This is a genomic window from Citrobacter sp. C348 (genome assembly GCF_047467975.1).
Taxonomy (GTDB): domain Bacteria; phylum Pseudomonadota; class Gammaproteobacteria; order Enterobacterales; family Enterobacteriaceae; genus Citrobacter; species Citrobacter gillenii.
This window is the reverse complement of the sequence record NZ_JASJUJ010000002.1, coordinates 208700-223688: the sequence shown is the minus strand read 5'-3', so window position 1 is coordinate 223688 and position 14989 is coordinate 208700. Positions and strand designations below refer to the sequence as shown.

Here is a 14989-nt window from a genome sequence, read left to right as displayed (position 1 = left end):
ACTTTTTTTGCCGCTTTCGGGCTGTTTGATATCCCTTGGCAACGGCGGCATATATTACTGATTTCAGATTTTAGCGCAACAAAAATTTCGATGTAAATAACTCAACTGCTTAGGAATCACACGACGCGACCAGAAATAACACGATTTCTGGTCGCATGGTGCACATTACATCGCGCCAAGGCGTTTTTGCGCTTGTTTCGCGCCATCAGTACCAGGGTATTTAGTGATAACCTGTTGATAAACCGCTTTGGCTTTTTCTTTATCACCTTTGTCCTGCATGATGACGCCAACTTTGTACATCGCGTCTGCAGCCTTCGGTGATTTCGGGAAGTTTTTAACTACCGATGCAAAATAGAACGCCGCATCATCTTTTTTACCCTTGTTGTAATTCAACTGTCCCAGCCAGTAATTCGCGTTCGGCAGGTAGGTGGAATCAGGGTAATTTTTGATGAAGTTCTGAAATGCTTCAATCGCGTCATCCTGGCGGGATTTATCCTGCACCAGCGCAATTGCCGCATTGTAATCGGTATTCGCATCGCCAGAGCTTGCTGGAACGCCTGACGTCGCTGCTGCGCCTGCACCCGACGCAGGGGCCGCAGCCCCGCTCTGGTCGCCCGCTGCTGGCTGCGCCGCTGGCGTACCACCGCTGCTAAGACTGTCCATCTGCGTCAAAATCTGCTTCTGGCGCTCAACAACCTGATTCAGTTGATACTGACTTTCCTGAATTTGACCACGCAGGGAATCAATATCGGACTGGTTATCGGAGAGTTGTTGCTGGAGTTGGGTTAAAAGCTGACTGTGAGCGTTAGAAATACGCTCGAGTTGAGTGACACGGTCTTCGACCGAGCCTGAGCCGACACTACTGATTGGCGCCTGTGCAAAAGCGGCCCAAGGGGCCGCTATGCCAACCAGTAACGACAGACTCAACAGGTGATGCCTGAAGTTACTGCTCATGCAATTCTCTTAGTAAACCAGTACGGCACGACGGTTTTTGGAGTAAGCCGCTTCGTCATGACCCAGTACTGCAGGTTTTTCTTTACCGTAAGAAACGATGGAGATCTGGTCAGCAGAAACGCCTTTACCCTGCAGGTACATCTTAACGGCGTTCGCACGACGCTCACCCAGGGAAATGTTGTACTCAGGAGTACCACGTTCGTCCGCATGACCTTCTACGGTGACTTTGTAAGACGGGTTGCTACGCAGGAAGTTAGCGTGCGCATCCAGCATTGCAGCGAAGTCAGAACGGATATCGTACTTGTCCAGATCAAAGTAAACGATGTTGTTCTGCTGCAGCTGTTGCATCTGCAGACGCGCTTGCTCTTCGGAGGACATGTTGCCGCTGCCGTTTGCATCCATACCAGTGCCGGCACCCAGCATGCCTTCGCTGCCGTCATTGCTGGCGTTCTTGTTAGAAGAACATGCCGCAATAGCCATAACAGGCAGAGCAATCATCAGCCCTTTCAGCACTTTGTTCAGTTGCATTTCAATGATTCCTTTATTAATCAATTATTTATTATCACAGATACGGCGACCAGGCAGGGAATTTAACCTGACCATCGGTTGCCGGAAGACGCGCCTTGAAACGCCCATCTGTAGAAACCAAATTCAGCACGGATCCCATCCCCTGAGAAGAGCTGTAGATTACCATAGTGCCGTTAGGTGCCAGACTTGGCGTTTCATCCAGGAACGTTGACGACAGAACTTGTACGCCACCCGCTACCAGATCTTGTTTGGCAATGTGCTGCTGCCCACTGTTTGAGCTTACCATTACCATAAATTTACCGTCGCTGCTGACATCCGCATCCTGGTTTTGCGAACCTTCCCAGGTTATGCGCTGCGGAGCACCGCCGTTGACATTAACTTTGTATACCTGCGGACGCCCGGCCTGGTCAGACGTGAAGGCCAGGTTTTGGCTGTCCGGGAACCAGGTTGGTTCCGTGTTGTTGCTGCGACCATCAGTGACCTGACGGATTTGGCCAGAGCCAATGTCCATCACATACAGATTCAGACTACCGGTTTTAGACAGGGCAAATGCCAGTTTGCTGCCATCCGGAGAGAATGCTGGCGCACCGTTGTGACGCGGGAACGATGCAACCTGACGCACAGCGCCGTTAGACAGCGTCTGGATAACCAGTGCAGAACGACCGCTTTCAAAGGTTACGTAGGCCAGTTTAGACCCGTCCGGAGACCATGCCGGAGACATCAACGGCTGCGGAGAGCGGTGAACCACAAACTGGTTGTAGCCATCGTAGTCAGACACGCGTAATTCATACGGGAACTGGCCACCGTTAGTCTGAACAACGTACGCGATACGGGTACGGAATGCGCCCTTAATACCGGTCAGTTTTTCAAACACTTCGTCACTGGCAGTATGGCCCGCGTAACGCAGCCACTGCTTGTTCACTTTGTAGGTGTTCTGTGCCAGTACGGTACCCGGCGCACCGCCGGTATCCACCAGCTGATAAGCCACGCTGTAGGAACCGTCCGGATTCGGCGTAACCTTACCGACTACTACGGCATCAATACCCAGCGCAGACCATGCCGCAGGCTGAACTTCAGCCGCAGTGCCCGGCTGCTGAGGCAGACGAGACCGGTCTAATGGGTTGAATTTACCGCTGTTACGCAGGTCAGCGCCCACGATACCACCGATATCTTCAGGTGCAGCACCCGGCCCTGCCCACTGGAACGGGACAACACCAATCGGGCGCGCCGAGTCCACCCCTTGGGTGATCTCGATACGTACTTCTGCATGCAGCACCGCTGCCCACAGCATCAGAAAACCAAATGCTACTCGTAATGCCTGCTTCATCATATCTCCCTTATCTGGACCAAAAGCCCACGATAATTTAGCAGAATGTTAACAAACTCAAATACACAAAACTACCAGAACTCTGTCTCAACCTTAGACTGTTTTCGTCCGAAAATACGGAAAAACAGGTTTAAGGTTTAAAGTCCAGCGGTGCGTTTTTAAAGACTTCATATACTGCCTGGCTCGGTGGCTTAGGAATCTTAGCCTGTCGAGCTGCCGCAAGTGCAGCCTGACAGAGCGCAGGATCGCCGCCTTCCGACTGAATACTCAGTAACATCCCGTCAGGAGCCAGTTTTATACGCAACGAACAGGTTTTACCTGCATAGGATGATGCGTCGTAAAACTTACTCTCGATAGCCGTTTTAATCTGCCCGGCGTAGTTACTGATCTCAGCGCCTGATGCACCATTATTTTTAGTATTACCACTCCCCGCCGGAGCAGCGTTACTACCTTTCGCGCCACCACCTGATTTCGGTGCATTCTTACCGGAGCTTAAATCACCTAACAGATCGTCAACGCCAGAGGCTGCCGCGGCTTTCTCCGCTGCAGCTTTTTTGGCAGCAGCGGCTTTATCAGCGGCAGCTTTCTTGTCTGCGGCGGCCTTTTCTGCGGCAGCGGCTTTCTTGTCTGCTGCCGCTTTTTCGGCTGCTGCTTTCTTATCAGCAGCGGCTTTTTCAGCGGCGGCAGCTTTCGCGGCTGCAGCTTTCTCTGCAGCTGCAGCGGCCTTCTCTGCTGCTGCCTTCTCGGCAGCAGCTTGCTTAGCGGCTTCTGCTTGTGCTTTTTTCGCTGCATCTGCAGCAGCCTTGGCGGCTTGCGCCTCGGCAACTTTCTTCGCATCAGCGGCGGCTTTTGCTGCGGCGTCAGCCTCTGCTTTTTTCGCCGCGTCAGCAGCGGCTTTCTTCGCAGAATCTGCAGCTTGTTTCGCCTGAGCGTCCGCCTTGGCTTTGGCGTCTGCAGCCGCTTTCGCCGCCGCTTCTTCAGCCTGCTTCTGTTGCTCCTGCGCTTTCGCGGCCGCAGCTTCAGCCTGTTTTTGCTGTTCCGTCTGTTCGCGCACTTTTTCCTGCGCGGCTAAACGTTCTTTCTCTAACTGCTTCAGTCGTTCCTGCTCGGCCGCCTGCTTCTCACGAAGTTCCTCGGCCTGCTGCTGCGCCTGCTTTTCACGCTGTTCTTCTGCGCGTTTCGCACTTGCCTGCTGCTGCTGCTGCCTGTCGTACTGTTGAACAACGGCACCAGGATCGACCATGACGGCGTCAATAGACGAACCGCCACCGCCGCCTGAAGCATCAATGTGCTCATCGAACGAACTCCAGATCAATGCCGCAAATAAAATGACATGCAGCACCGCTGAAATAATTATCGCCCGTTTGAGCTTGTCGTTTTGTTCGGTTGCCTTTGACACTCTGGGTTCCCAAAAAACTGTTCGCCTGTTACGCGCTATCTTTCAAGCCAGGAATACGCAGACATCAGATTGGCTGCGTCATCAAGCCAACCGATTTCACGCCTGCGCTGTGTAACAGATTCAGCGCTTTAATTATTTCATCATAAGGCACGTCTTTCGCACCACCGATTAAGAAGACCGTTTTCGGATTGGTCTGCAGGCGGCTTTTCGCTTCCGCGATAACCTGCTCCGGCGGCAGTTGATCCATTCTGTCTTTCTCAACCACCACGCTGTACTGCCCAACACCGGAAACTTCAATAATGACCGGTGGTTCGTCGTTACTGCTGACGGCCTGCGATTCGGTCGCATCCGGCAGATCGACTTCCACGCTCTGGGTAATGATCGGCGCCGTTGCCATAAAGATCAGCAGCAGCACCAGCAGTACATCGAGCAGCGGTACAATATTGATTTCGGACTTAAGTTCGCGACGACCTCGTCCACGCGTTCTGGCCATGGTTTACCCCTTGTTGCTCTCGCTAACGGTAAACGCCTGGCGGTGCAGAATCGCGGTGAACTCTTCCATGAAGTTGTCGTAATTCAGTTCCAGCTTATTCACACGCTGATTCAGTCGGTTGTACGCCATAACCGCCGGGATTGCCGCAAACAGACCGATTGCGGTGGCAATCAGTGCTTCTGCGATACCCGGAGCAACCATTTGCAGGGTTGCCTGTTTTACCGCACCTAGGGCGATAAACGCATGCATGATCCCCCAAACGGTACCGAACAGACCGATATACGGACTGATGGAACCGACGGTGCCGAGGAACGGAATATGCGTTTCCAGTGTTTCCAGCTCACGGTTCATGGAGATACGCATCGCACGGGATGCCCCCTCAACCACCGCTTCCGGTGCATGGCTATTAGCCCGATGCAGTCGCGCAAATTCTTTGAATCCGCTGTAGAAAATTTGTTCAGAACCCGTCAGATTATCACGACGCCCCTGACTTTCCTGATACAGGCGCGATAATTCGATGCCGGACCAAAACTTGTCTTCAAACGCTTCTGCTTCACGTGAAGCCGCATTCAGTATACGGGTCCGCTGGATAATAATGGCCCAGGATGCGATTGAGAAACCAATCAAAATCAACATGATAAGTTTAACCAGAAGGCTTGCCTTCAGGAACAAATCAAGGATATTCATGTCAGTCACTGCTTAAACTCCGCGACAATAGACTTGGGAAGCGCACGAGGCTTCATCTTGAGTGGATCAACGCAAACAATCAGAACTTCGGCTTCATTCAGCACGGTGTTCTCTGCGTTGACAATGCGTTGCGTGAAAACCAATGAGGTGCCACGCATTGACGTAATTTCGGTTTGGACTTCGAGCATGTCGTCGAGCCTGGCTGGCGCAAAATATTCCAGGGTCATCTTGCGCACCACAAAGGCTACACGTTCGGCCAGCAGTACTTGCTGACTAAAGTGATGATGACGCAGCATCTCTGTGCGTGCTCGTTCATAAAAAGCGACGTAACTGGCGTGGTAAACCACCCCACCGGCGTCGGTGTCTTCATAATAGACACGAACCGGCCATCGAAAAATATACTTATTCATTCTTACTGCCTCTTTGTTGGCTTCGCCCACTCACACCGGTTACTTACTTTTGTAAGCGCCAGGTGACTCGCGTTCTTGCCGCCGCGATGCTTCAAGAATGTCGTTTGTATATCGCGTTGTATTCACTTTACATCCCGGTAATGCAACAAAAGTTAGAGCTTTTAACCGGTGCTACTATACGCGCGGGAATGATGCTTTGGAATGGGGGAAAGTAAACGGAGAGTAAAAAATTATGGGCTTATGCAAGCCCATAAATATTTAAGGATGTTTCTTATTCAAAAGAAGAAGAAAATCAGACCAACCACCAGCACGATGTCGGCTATCAGCGGGCAGAAGATGCCCTGCCAGTGCACCGCGCGAGGACGAAACCCGACGCCATGGATAATGCCGGCGCAGACCGCCCACATCAGCAGAAGGCCATGCCAGATTTCAAGCTCGCTGGTTTTTGCTGCGAAGCGTGAGGGATCCCAAAAAATACATCCTGCCAACACTAACGCCATGACTAAAGAAAGCGCCCGCAAGGGGCGCTTATCCATCGCGTTATATAACATCGCGATAACGTTGGTCATTAGCTTTCTTCTGGCCCTGCTTTGCCTGCTTCGACATGCTCAAGCGCCAGCGCTGTGATTATCCCAAATGCACAGGCAAGAAGCGTTCCCAAAATCCATGCGAAATACCACATTTTTAGCTCCTTACTTAGTACAGAGAGTGGGTGTTGTTTTCAATATCTTCTTTGGTGATACGACCGAACATTTTCCAGTAACACCAGCTGGTGTAGAGCAGAATGATCGGTACAAACACCGCCGCAACCCAGGTCATCAGGTTCAATGTTCTCTGGCTGGAGGTAGCATCCCACATGGTCAGGCTGGCATTCATCATGGTGCTGGATGGCATCACAAATGGGAACATTGCGATACCCGCAGTCAGGATGATGCAGGCCAACGTCAGTGAAGAGAAGACGAACGCCCAGGCCCCTTTCTCCATACGAGACGTCAGGATGGTCAGCAGCGGCAGGGCTACACCCAGAGCCGGAACCAGCCACAGGATAGGTGCATTGTTAAAGTTCACCATCCATGCGCCCGCAACTCGCGCGACTTCTTTGGTCATCGGGTTAGAGGCAGCGTGGTGATCCAGTGCAGAGGTCACAACATAACCGTCAATACCGTACATAACCCAGACACCGCCCAGCGCGAAGCACACCAGCGTCACCAGTGCAGCAACCTGAGAGGTGGCGCGTGCACGCAGGTGCAGTTCACCTACGGTACGCATCTGCAGATAGGTCGCCCCCTGAGTGATGATCATGCCCACGCTTACCACACCGGCCAGCAGACCAAACGGATTCAGCAACTGGAAGAAGTTACCGGTGTAGTACAAACGCATGTACTCATCCATATGGAACGGAACCCCTTGCAGCAGGTTACCGAACGCCACACCAATGACCAGCGGCGGTACGAAGCTACCAATGAAGATGCCCCAGTCCCACATGTTGCGCCAGCGCATGTCTTCAATCTTAGAGCGGTAATCAAAACCGACCGGACGGAAGAACAAGGACGCCAGTACCAGAATCATCGCTACATAGAAGCCGGAGAACGCAGCGGCATACACCATCGGCCAGGCAGCAAATAATGCGCCGCCCGCGGTGATGAGCCAAACCTGGTTACCGTCCCAGTGTGGGGCGATGGAGTTAATCATAATTCGACGCTCGGTATCATTACGACCGAGGAAACGGGTGAGCATGCCCACCCCCATGTCGAAACCATCAGTGACTGCAAAACCAATCAGCAGAATGCCAACCAGCAGCCACCAGATAAAACGCAATACTTCATAATCGATCATTTGACGACTCCTGTCTTAGCGTGCCGGCTGAGAAGTCACAGTGGACTGCTCGTAGTGATAACGACCGGTTTTCAGGCTGCTCGGGCCAAGGCGTGCGAACTTGAACATCAGGTACAGTTCAGCCACCAGGAACAGGGTATACAGGCCGCAAATCAACAGCATCGAGAAGATCAGATCGCCCGCAGTCAGCGACGAGTTCGCCACGGCTGTCGGTAGCACTTCACCTATCGCCCACGGTTGACGCCCGTACTCTGCAACAAACCAACCGGACTCAATGGCAATCCATGGCAGCGGAAGCGCATACAGCGCAGTACGCAGCAGCCATTTTTTCTCACCGATACGGTTACGAATCACGGTCCAGAAGGAAACCGCGATGATAGCCAGCATCAGAATGCCGCACGCCACCATGATACGGAACGCAAAGTACAGCGGAGCGACACGAGGAATAGAATCTTTCGTTGCCTGCTGAATTTGCGCTTCGGTCGCGTCGGTCACTTTGTCGGTATAGCGTTTCAGCAGCAGACCATATCCCAGATCTTTCTTCATGCTGTTGAACTGGTCACGAACGGCCTGATCGGTGGAACCCGCACGCAGTTCTTCCAGCAGCTGATACGCTTTCATCCCGTTACGGATACGCTCTTCGTGCTGCACCATCAGGTCTTTCAGACCAATGACCGGTGTATCAACAGAGCGGGTAGCAATGATGCCCAGCGCGTAAGGGATTTGAATCGCAAAATGGTTTTCCTGCGCATCCTGGTCCGGAATACCGAACAGCGTAAAGGATGCCGGTGCAGGCTGTGTTTCCCACTCTGCTTCAATCGCGGCAAGTTTGGTTTTCTGCACGTCGCCCATTTCGTAACCGGACTCATCACCCAGAACGATAACAGACAGAATGGCAGCCATACCGAAGCTGGCAGCGATAGCAAAAGAACGCTTAGCAAATGCGAAGTCACGACCGCGCAGCATATAGTAAGAGCTGATACCCAGAACGAACATCGCGCCGCAGACATAACCAGACGCTACAGTGTGAACAAATTTCACCTGTGCAACCGGGTTAAGCACCAGTTCAGAGAAGCTCAGCATCTCCATGCGCATGGTTTCGAAGTTGAAATCCGCTGCAATTGGGTTTTGCATCCAGCCGTTCGCCACGAGGATCCACAGCGCAGACAGGTTAGAACCCAATGCCACCAACCAGGTGACACACATATGCTGGACTTTACTCAGACGGTCCCAGCCGAAGAAGAACAGACCTACAAAGGTGGATTCGAGGAAGAAGGCCATCAAACCTTCGATCGCCAGCGGCGCACCGAAAATATCCCCGACATAGTGGGAATAGTAAGACCAGTTAGTCCCGAACTGGAACTCCATGGTCAGACCGGTAGCCACACCCAGAGCGAAGTTGATACCAAACAACTTGCCCCAGAACTTGGTCATATCTTTATAAATCTGTTTGCCGGAAAGGACGTAGACCGTTTCCATGATGGCCAACAAAAACGCCATACCCAGCGTTAGTGGCACAAAAAGGAAGTGGTACATCGCGGTCAAGGCAAACTGTAAGCGCGACAGTTCGACTATATCTAACATCATGACTCCTTGCTCATCGCATGAAGACTCCGAGAGTGAACCCCGTTAGAAAGGGTCACACGCATGCCCCAATACAAATTTATTTGCGTCCTTCCACCGTCGCCCTTTCTACTCATTTGAAGAAAGGACAATGATGAAAAGTTACAAACATGTTAATAAAACACTCAAATTGATCCCGCAATTATATTACGCCGTAAAATCCTTACAATAAACAGGTTTTTATCGAGACAAATTTGCATTTTTCGATAGTGATCAATTTATAGCTAATTTACCACTTTCAGACCAATTTGATCTGCAGCAATTTAACCTCTTTCATGTGCATTTACCAAGTTTTAAACATTGATTTAAATCAATTTCCAACTTTAATGTTAATGATGTTCATGATGAGGGTGATTAGTGAATTTCATGTTAATTTCTTGTTTTACAATGGCTAAGCGGCGTTATCATAAATGATAGGTTATTAATTAAAATCTACACGATCTTTTAATCTATTGAGACGCCAAAAGTCTGAGGGGTAGATAAAGAGTCACTCTTGCTGGGTAGCTCACAGATTTTTTTTAGCAAGCCATATATCCGCTATTTTAAACAAATAATTCATTTTAATTTTACTTATAATTAACACCGAAATGTAACTATCTCAATCAGAAGTGAAATGCGCTGCATTCAGTGACTCAGCGAAGCGGGATCACCGCCGTACGCCGAAACCCAAACATCATCGCCCAAAACATCACTATAAGTTATAGGTCATTCCTCCCCTTTGCTTATGCGGCAAAGATTAAATATGTTCGGAACAATCCATTATCATTTTTATCTTAAATTTAACAAAAATAATTTCTGCCATATAAGATATATAAATAAAAAAACGTTATGTCGTTCACAAGTTATTTAGTGAACTTACCTTTTTATATTATTAAAAATTGCACATTAAAACCCCGCACAACAAAATAAGATTTTGATCACAAAGATGGCAAGTTATTTATTAGTGAATTTACTAACAAAATGACAATACGACAAAAACAACAACACAACTCATTGATTTAACGCAGATTTACTAAAACGCAATTATAACAATCATTTTAATCAGGATATTTTGAAAATAGATCAATTGCTTCCTTTTCAGCTTCCACAGAAACTCCGACTCTATTAAGAGGTTGTCACAATCCATGCTCTAAATATTAAAAAATAATTTTTACTTATTGACCATCAGCCCTACAGAGGATTCCCCATGAAGAAATCTACACTTGTTATTGGCGTTATCGGTGCTGACTGCCATGCAGTAGGCAATAAAGTTCTGGATCGCGTTTTTACCTCCCACGATTTTCACGTAATCAACCTCGGGGTGATGGTGAGTCAGGATGAATATATTGATGCCGCGATTGAAACAGGCGCGGATGCCATCGTGGTGTCATCTATCTATGGCCACGGTGATATCGACTGCCTCGGCTTGCGTGAGCGCTGCATCGAACGTGGCCTCGGCGATATTCTGCTGTATGTCGGCGGCAACCTGGTTGTGGGCAAACATGACTTTGCCGACGTCGAAGTGAAGTTTAAAGAAATGGGCTTTAACCGCGTCTTTGCACCAAGCCACGACCTGGAAGATGTTTGCGCGCTTATCACCAATGACATTCACCAACACAATGGCCTCGAGCAGCGTTGCCTGGAAGAGGCTATCTGATGCAAACAGTTTCTGTCGATATCGGCTCGACATGGACCAAGGCAGCCCTCTTCGCACATGAAGGGGAAGAATTAACGCTGATAAACCATGTCCTGACCCCAACCACCACACATCATCTGGCAGACGGTTTTTTTGCCAGCCTGAATCAGGTGCTAAATGTTGCCGATGCTCGCCCGTTACTGAAAAGCGGTGAAGTGCAGTTGAAATACTCCTCGTCAGCCAAAGGTGGACTCGCCGTTGCAGCAATGGGGCTGGTGCCTTCCATTACGCTGGAATCGGCCAAAGTGACCGCCCATTCGGCTGGCGCAAAAATCGCGCAATATTATTCGTACAAACTTAACCGCCATGACATTCAGGAGCTGGAATCATCACCACCAGACATCCTGTTGTTTACCGGTGGCACGGATGGCGGTGAAGAAAGCTACGGTCTGGCTAATGCGCGTGCGCTGGCCGAGTCAAAGCTTGACTGCGCCATTATCTACGCCGGTAACCGCGACATTCAGGACGATGTGCAAACTCTCCTGGGACATAAAGATCTGACCACGGTAGATAACATCCTGCCCGATCTCGACCACCCTAATCCGTTTGCTGCTCGTCAGGCCATTTGCGATGTGTTTTTGTCCCGCATCGTCAAAGGCAAAGGCCTGGACGTTATTGTTGGTGAAACCGGCGAAGAGCCGATGCCCACGCCGTGGACGGTGTATGAACTGGTAAAAGCGATTAGCGATTACGACAGCGCATGGAAGGAATTCATGCTGATCGACATGGGCGGCGCCACCACGGATGTCTATTCCGCCAGCGCGAATACCCTCTCCCCTGACACCGTCCTGCACGGCGTCCCAGAACCTTTCGTCAAACGAACCGTTGAAGGCGATTTGGGGATGCGCGTTTCCGCCGTTGTCGTCGGAGAAAGCACGCAGGATATGGTGAAAGTTATCTTTGCCCAACAGCCACAGCGCGAAGAGGCGTTTTATCGCTATCTGCGCCATCTGGTTGGGCAACCGGATTACCTGCCACTCAGCGAGGAAGAGAAATATTTCGACACCCTGCTGGCAGGTTTGTGCGTGGGCTATGCCACTGAGCGCCACGCGGGCACTAAAAAGCAGGTTTGCACCTGCGTAGGTAACGTGGATTTACAGATGGGTCGCGATCTCACCACCGTACGCAAAGTTGTCGGTTCAGGGGGATGGCTCTCGCGCGCCAGCCAGTTTGATATTCATAACTGGCTCAAATATCGGGAGTTGGACGACCAGGGTAAAAGAATTCTGTTACCGAATCAGTTTGAGTATTACCGCGATTCACATGGCCTGCTCCCTCTACTGGCAAACGTCGCCAGGCTGTACCCGCAAGCCGCTGCTCGCACCAGCATTCAGTGTTTAACCCTATAAAACTTAAGGCAGCTACGAATGGAACTTCGAAATAAAAAACTGACCCATGACGAATTTATGACCGAAAGGCTGCAGGTGTTACAAACCTGGGAAACCGGCAAAGACGTTGAGAACTTCGAAGATGGCGTGAAGTACCAGCAAACAATTCCAGATCATAAGCGCTTCTCCCTCGCGCTGTTAAAAGCCGATCAGGAAGGTAAAACCCTGAGCCAGCCGCGTGCAGGCGTTGCATTAATGGATGAGCACATTGCACTGCTCAAAACATTGCAGCAAGAGTGCGACCTGCTGCCCAGCACCATCGATGCCTATACCCGTCTGAACCGTTATGAAGAAGCCGCCGTCGGGATCCAGAAATCCATCGAAGCGGGTACGTCCAAGCTGAATGGTTTACCGGTCGTCAACCACGGGGTTGCTGCCTGCCGCCGGATGACGGAATCGCTGGAAAAACCTATCCAGGTTCGCCACGGTACGCCAGATGCGCGCTTGCTGGCAGAAATTGCCATGTCCAGTGGTTTTACCAGCTACGAAGGTGGCGGCATCTCCTACAACATCCCTTACGCCAAGCGTGTCACCCTGGAAAAATCCATCCGTGACTGGCAGTACTGCGACCGTCTGATGGGCCTGTACGAAGAAAACGGGATCCGCATTAACCGTGAACCGTTTGGTCCATTGACCGGCACCCTGATCCCGCCATTCATGTCTCACTCGGTGGCGATTATCGAAGGTCTGCTGGCGCTGGAACAGGGCGTGAAGTCGATTACTGTGGGCTACGGCCAGGTCGGTAGCCTGACGCAGGACATCGCTGCGATTCAAGCGCTGCGTGAACTGTCACACGAATACTTCCAGAACTACGGCTTCGACGACTATGAGCTGAGCACCGTATTCCATCAGTGGATGGGCGGATTCCCGGAAGACGAAGCGAAAGCTTTCTCCGTCATCGCCTGGGGTGCCGCAGTAGCTGGCATGTCTGGCGCAACGAAAGTGATCACCAAGAGCCCGCATGAAGCGTTTGGTATCCCGACTGCGGCAGCAAACGCCCAGGGCCTCAAAGCGTCACGTCAGATGCTGAACATGGTTAGCGACCAGAAATTCCCGCAGTGTGCAGCCGTGGAGCAGGAAGTTGATCTGATTAAGAGCGAAGTCCGCGCAGTGCTGAAGAAAGTCTTCGAACTGGGTAACGGCGACATTGCACGCGGTACCGTGCTGGCCTTTGAAGCTGGCGTACTGGACGTGCCTTTCGCACCAGCAGCCTGTAACGCTGGCAAAATCCTGCCGGTTCGCGATAACTCAGGCGCCATCCGTATTCTTGAAGCTGGCTCCGTACCGTTGCCGAAAGATATTCTCGCCCTGCACCACGACTACGTCGCAGAGCGCGCCCACTTTGAAGGCCGTAAGCCTTCTTTCCAGATGGTCATTGATGACATCAACGCCGTATCCCACAGTAAATTAATAGGAAGACCATAATGAAAATTAAACAGGCCCTTTTCACAGCTGGCTACTCCTCATTTTATTTTGACGACCAGCAGGCCATTAAAGACGGCGCAGGTCACGATGGGTTCATCTACACCGGCGCGCCGGTAACGCCTGGTTTTACCTCTGTTCGTCAGGCGGGTGAATGCGTTTCGGTTCAGTTGATTCTGGAAAACGGCGCGGTAGCGGTCGGTGATTGCGCAGCCGTGCAGTATTCCGGTGCGGGCGGTCGTGACCCGCTGTTCCTGGCAGAGAACTTCATTCCGTTCCTCAACGATCACATCAAGCCGCTGCTGGAAGGCCGCGATGTCGATGCGTTCCTGCCGAACGCCCGTTTCTTCGATCAACTGCGTATTGATGGTCATCTGTTACATACCGCAGTACGTTACGGTCTGTCTCAGGCGCTGCTGGATGCCGCTGCACTGGCCACCGGTCGTCTGAAAACAGAGGTCGTTTGTGATGAATGGCAGCTGCCGTGCGTCCCGGAAGCGATTCCTTTATTCGGCCAGAGCGGCGACGACCGTTATATCGCCGTCGACAAAATGATCCTTAAGGGCGTGGACGTCCTGCCGCACGCGCTGATCAACAACGTCGAAGAGAAACTGGGCTTTAAAGGCGAAAAACTGCGTGAGTATGTGCGCTGGTTGTCTAACCGTATCTTAAGCCTGCGCACCAGCGAGCGTTACCACCCAACGCTGCATATTGATGTGTACGGCACCATCGGTCTGATTTTCGATATGGATCCGGTTCGCTGCGCCGAATACATCGCCAGCCTGGAAGTTGAAGCACAGGGTCTGCCGCTGTACATCGAAGGCCCGGTTGATGCTGGTAACAAGCCGGATCAGATCCGCATGCTGACCGCCATCACCAAAGAACTAACCCGTCTGGGTTCCGGCGTGAAAATCGTTGCTGATGAATGGTGTAACACCTATCAGGATATCGTCGACTTCACCGATGCCGGAAGCTGCCATATGGTGCAGATCAAAACCCCGGATCTCGGCGGCATTCACAACATCGTTGATGCGGTGCTGTACTGCAACAAACACGCAATGGAAGCCTATCAGGGCGGTACCTGTAACGAAACCGAGATCAGTGCTCGCACCTGCGTACACGTCGCGCTGGCCGCGCGTCCAATGCGCATGTTGATCAAACCGGGTATGGGTTTCGATGAAGGTCTCAACATCGTGTTTAACGAAATGAACCGCACCATCGCGCTGTTGCAGACTAAGGATTAAGAA

The 14989-nt window shown here is 51.3% G+C and carries 15 protein-coding genes; 4 read left to right on the top strand and 11 right to left on the bottom strand.

Going from position 1 to position 14989, the window contains the following annotated elements; all coding sequences use genetic code 11:
• Positions 1–165: 165 nt before the first annotated feature.
• The 11 genes from cpoB to cydA all read right to left on the bottom strand — a co-directional run bounded on the left by cpoB (position 166) and on the right by cydA (position 9218).
• Positions 166–954: a cell division protein CpoB gene (gene cpoB / locus QNN86_RS05010; protein ID WP_096757816.1), complete on the bottom strand. Its 789-nt coding sequence runs from the start codon at positions 952–954 to the stop codon at positions 166–168.
• Between the two features lie 9 nt (positions 955–963).
• Positions 964–1482: a peptidoglycan-associated lipoprotein Pal gene (gene pal, locus QNN86_RS05005; RefSeq protein ID WP_006685431.1), complete on the bottom strand. Its 519-nt coding sequence runs from the start codon at positions 1480–1482 to the stop codon at positions 964–966.
• Positions 1483–1516: 34 nt separating this feature from the next.
• The gene (tolB, locus tag QNN86_RS05000) at positions 1517–2809 is read right to left on the bottom strand and encodes a Tol-Pal system beta propeller repeat protein TolB (protein WP_096757817.1); all 1293 of its coding nucleotides are present in this window, start codon (positions 2807–2809) and stop codon (positions 1517–1519) included.
• Between the two features lie 130 nt (positions 2810–2939).
• The gene (gene tolA / locus QNN86_RS04995) at positions 2940–4208 is read right to left on the bottom strand and encodes a cell envelope integrity protein TolA (protein ID WP_414210707.1); all 1269 of its coding nucleotides are present in this window, start codon (positions 4206–4208) and stop codon (positions 2940–2942) included.
• Positions 4209–4272: 64 nt separating this feature from the next.
• The gene (tolR, locus tag QNN86_RS04990; RefSeq protein WP_005125437.1) at positions 4273–4701 is read right to left on the bottom strand and encodes a colicin uptake protein TolR; all 429 of its coding nucleotides are present in this window, start codon (positions 4699–4701) and stop codon (positions 4273–4275) included.
• A gap of 3 nt (positions 4702–4704) precedes the next feature.
• Positions 4705–5397 carry a Tol-Pal system protein TolQ gene (gene tolQ / locus QNN86_RS04985; RefSeq protein WP_096757819.1) on the bottom strand — a complete coding sequence of 231 codons (693 nt, stop codon included), beginning with the start codon at positions 5395–5397 and terminating at the stop codon, positions 4705–4707.
• Positions 5394–5798: a tol-pal system-associated acyl-CoA thioesterase gene (ybgC, locus tag QNN86_RS04980; protein ID WP_045441116.1), complete on the bottom strand. Its 405-nt coding sequence runs from the start codon at positions 5796–5798 to the stop codon at positions 5394–5396. The genes tolQ and ybgC overlap by 4 nt, the downstream gene beginning before the upstream one ends.
• A gap of 275 nt (positions 5799–6073) precedes the next feature.
• The gene (gene ybgE, locus QNN86_RS04975) at positions 6074–6367 is read right to left on the bottom strand and encodes a cyd operon protein YbgE (RefSeq protein WP_096757820.1); all 294 of its coding nucleotides are present in this window, start codon (positions 6365–6367) and stop codon (positions 6074–6076) included.
• Complete coding sequence (cydX, locus tag QNN86_RS04970; RefSeq protein ID WP_096757821.1) at positions 6367–6480, bottom strand: cytochrome bd-I oxidase subunit CydX; 114 nt, start codon at positions 6478–6480, stop codon at positions 6367–6369. Before cydX ends, ybgE begins: the two co-directional genes overlap by 1 nt.
• 14 nt (positions 6481–6494) lie before the next feature.
• Complete coding sequence (gene cydB, locus QNN86_RS04965; protein WP_181618939.1) at positions 6495–7634, bottom strand: cytochrome d ubiquinol oxidase subunit II; 1140 nt, start codon at positions 7632–7634, stop codon at positions 6495–6497.
• Positions 7635–7649: 15 nt separating this feature from the next.
• A complete protein-coding gene (cydA, locus tag QNN86_RS04960) occupies positions 7650–9218 on the bottom strand; it encodes a cytochrome ubiquinol oxidase subunit I (protein ID WP_096757823.1) in 1569 nt (522 codons plus the stop codon).
• A gap of 1225 nt (positions 9219–10443) precedes the next feature.
• Here cydA and glmS point away from each other — a divergent pair.
• The 4 genes from glmS to QNN86_RS04940 are packed head-to-tail and all read left to right on the top strand — an operon-like array spanning position 10444 to position 14986.
• Complete coding sequence (glmS, locus tag QNN86_RS04955; protein ID WP_096757824.1) at positions 10444–10893, top strand: methylaspartate mutase subunit S; 450 nt, start codon at positions 10444–10446, stop codon at positions 10891–10893.
• Positions 10893–12281 carry a methylaspartate mutase accessory protein GlmL gene (glmL, locus tag QNN86_RS04950; protein WP_181618938.1) on the top strand — a complete coding sequence of 463 codons (1389 nt, stop codon included), beginning with the start codon at positions 10893–10895 and terminating at the stop codon, positions 12279–12281. Before glmS ends, glmL begins: the two co-directional genes overlap by 1 nt.
• Before the next feature lie 18 nt (positions 12282–12299).
• The gene (locus QNN86_RS04945; RefSeq protein ID WP_182270160.1) at positions 12300–13745 is read left to right on the top strand and encodes a methylaspartate mutase subunit E; all 1446 of its coding nucleotides are present in this window, start codon (positions 12300–12302) and stop codon (positions 13743–13745) included.
• Positions 13745–14986, top strand: a complete 1242-nt coding sequence (locus tag QNN86_RS04940) for a methylaspartate ammonia-lyase (protein WP_279277106.1) — start codon at positions 13745–13747, stop codon at positions 14984–14986. The genes QNN86_RS04945 and QNN86_RS04940 overlap by 1 nt, the downstream gene beginning before the upstream one ends.
• The last annotated feature ends 3 nt before the right edge of the window (positions 14987–14989 follow it).

Coding starts and splice junctions, on each gene's coding strand:
- cpoB (WP_096757816.1), bottom strand. CDS start 954: ATGAGCAGTAACTTCAGGCATCACCTGTTGAGTCTGTCGTTACTGGTT.
- pal (WP_006685431.1), bottom strand. CDS start 1,482: ATGCAACTGAACAAAGTGCTGAAAGGGCTGATGATTGCTCTGCCTGTT.
- tolB (WP_096757817.1), bottom strand. CDS start 2,809: ATGAAGCAGGCATTACGAGTAGCATTTGGTTTTCTGATGCTGTGGGCA.
- tolR (WP_005125437.1), bottom strand. CDS start 4,701: ATGGCCAGAACGCGTGGACGAGGTCGTCGCGAACTTAAGTCCGAAATC.
- ybgC (WP_045441116.1), bottom strand. CDS start 5,798: ATGAATAAGTATATTTTTCGATGGCCGGTTCGTGTCTATTATGAAGAC.
- ybgE (WP_096757820.1), bottom strand. CDS start 6,367: ATGACCAACGTTATCGCGATGTTATATAACGCGATGGATAAGCGCCCC.
- cydX (WP_096757821.1), bottom strand. CDS start 6,480: ATGTGGTATTTCGCATGGATTTTGGGAACGCTTCTTGCCTGTGCATTT.
- cydB (WP_181618939.1), bottom strand. CDS start 7,634: ATGATCGATTATGAAGTATTGCGTTTTATCTGGTGGCTGCTGGTTGGC.
- cydA (WP_096757823.1), bottom strand. CDS start 9,218: ATGTTAGATATAGTCGAACTGTCGCGCTTACAGTTTGCCTTGACCGCG.
- glmS (WP_096757824.1), top strand. CDS start 10,444: ATGAAGAAATCTACACTTGTTATTGGCGTTATCGGTGCTGACTGCCAT.
- glmL (WP_181618938.1), top strand. CDS start 10,893: ATGCAAACAGTTTCTGTCGATATCGGCTCGACATGGACCAAGGCAGCC.
- QNN86_RS04945 (WP_182270160.1), top strand. CDS start 12,300: ATGGAACTTCGAAATAAAAAACTGACCCATGACGAATTTATGACCGAA.
- QNN86_RS04940 (WP_279277106.1), top strand. CDS start 13,745: ATGAAAATTAAACAGGCCCTTTTCACAGCTGGCTACTCCTCATTTTAT.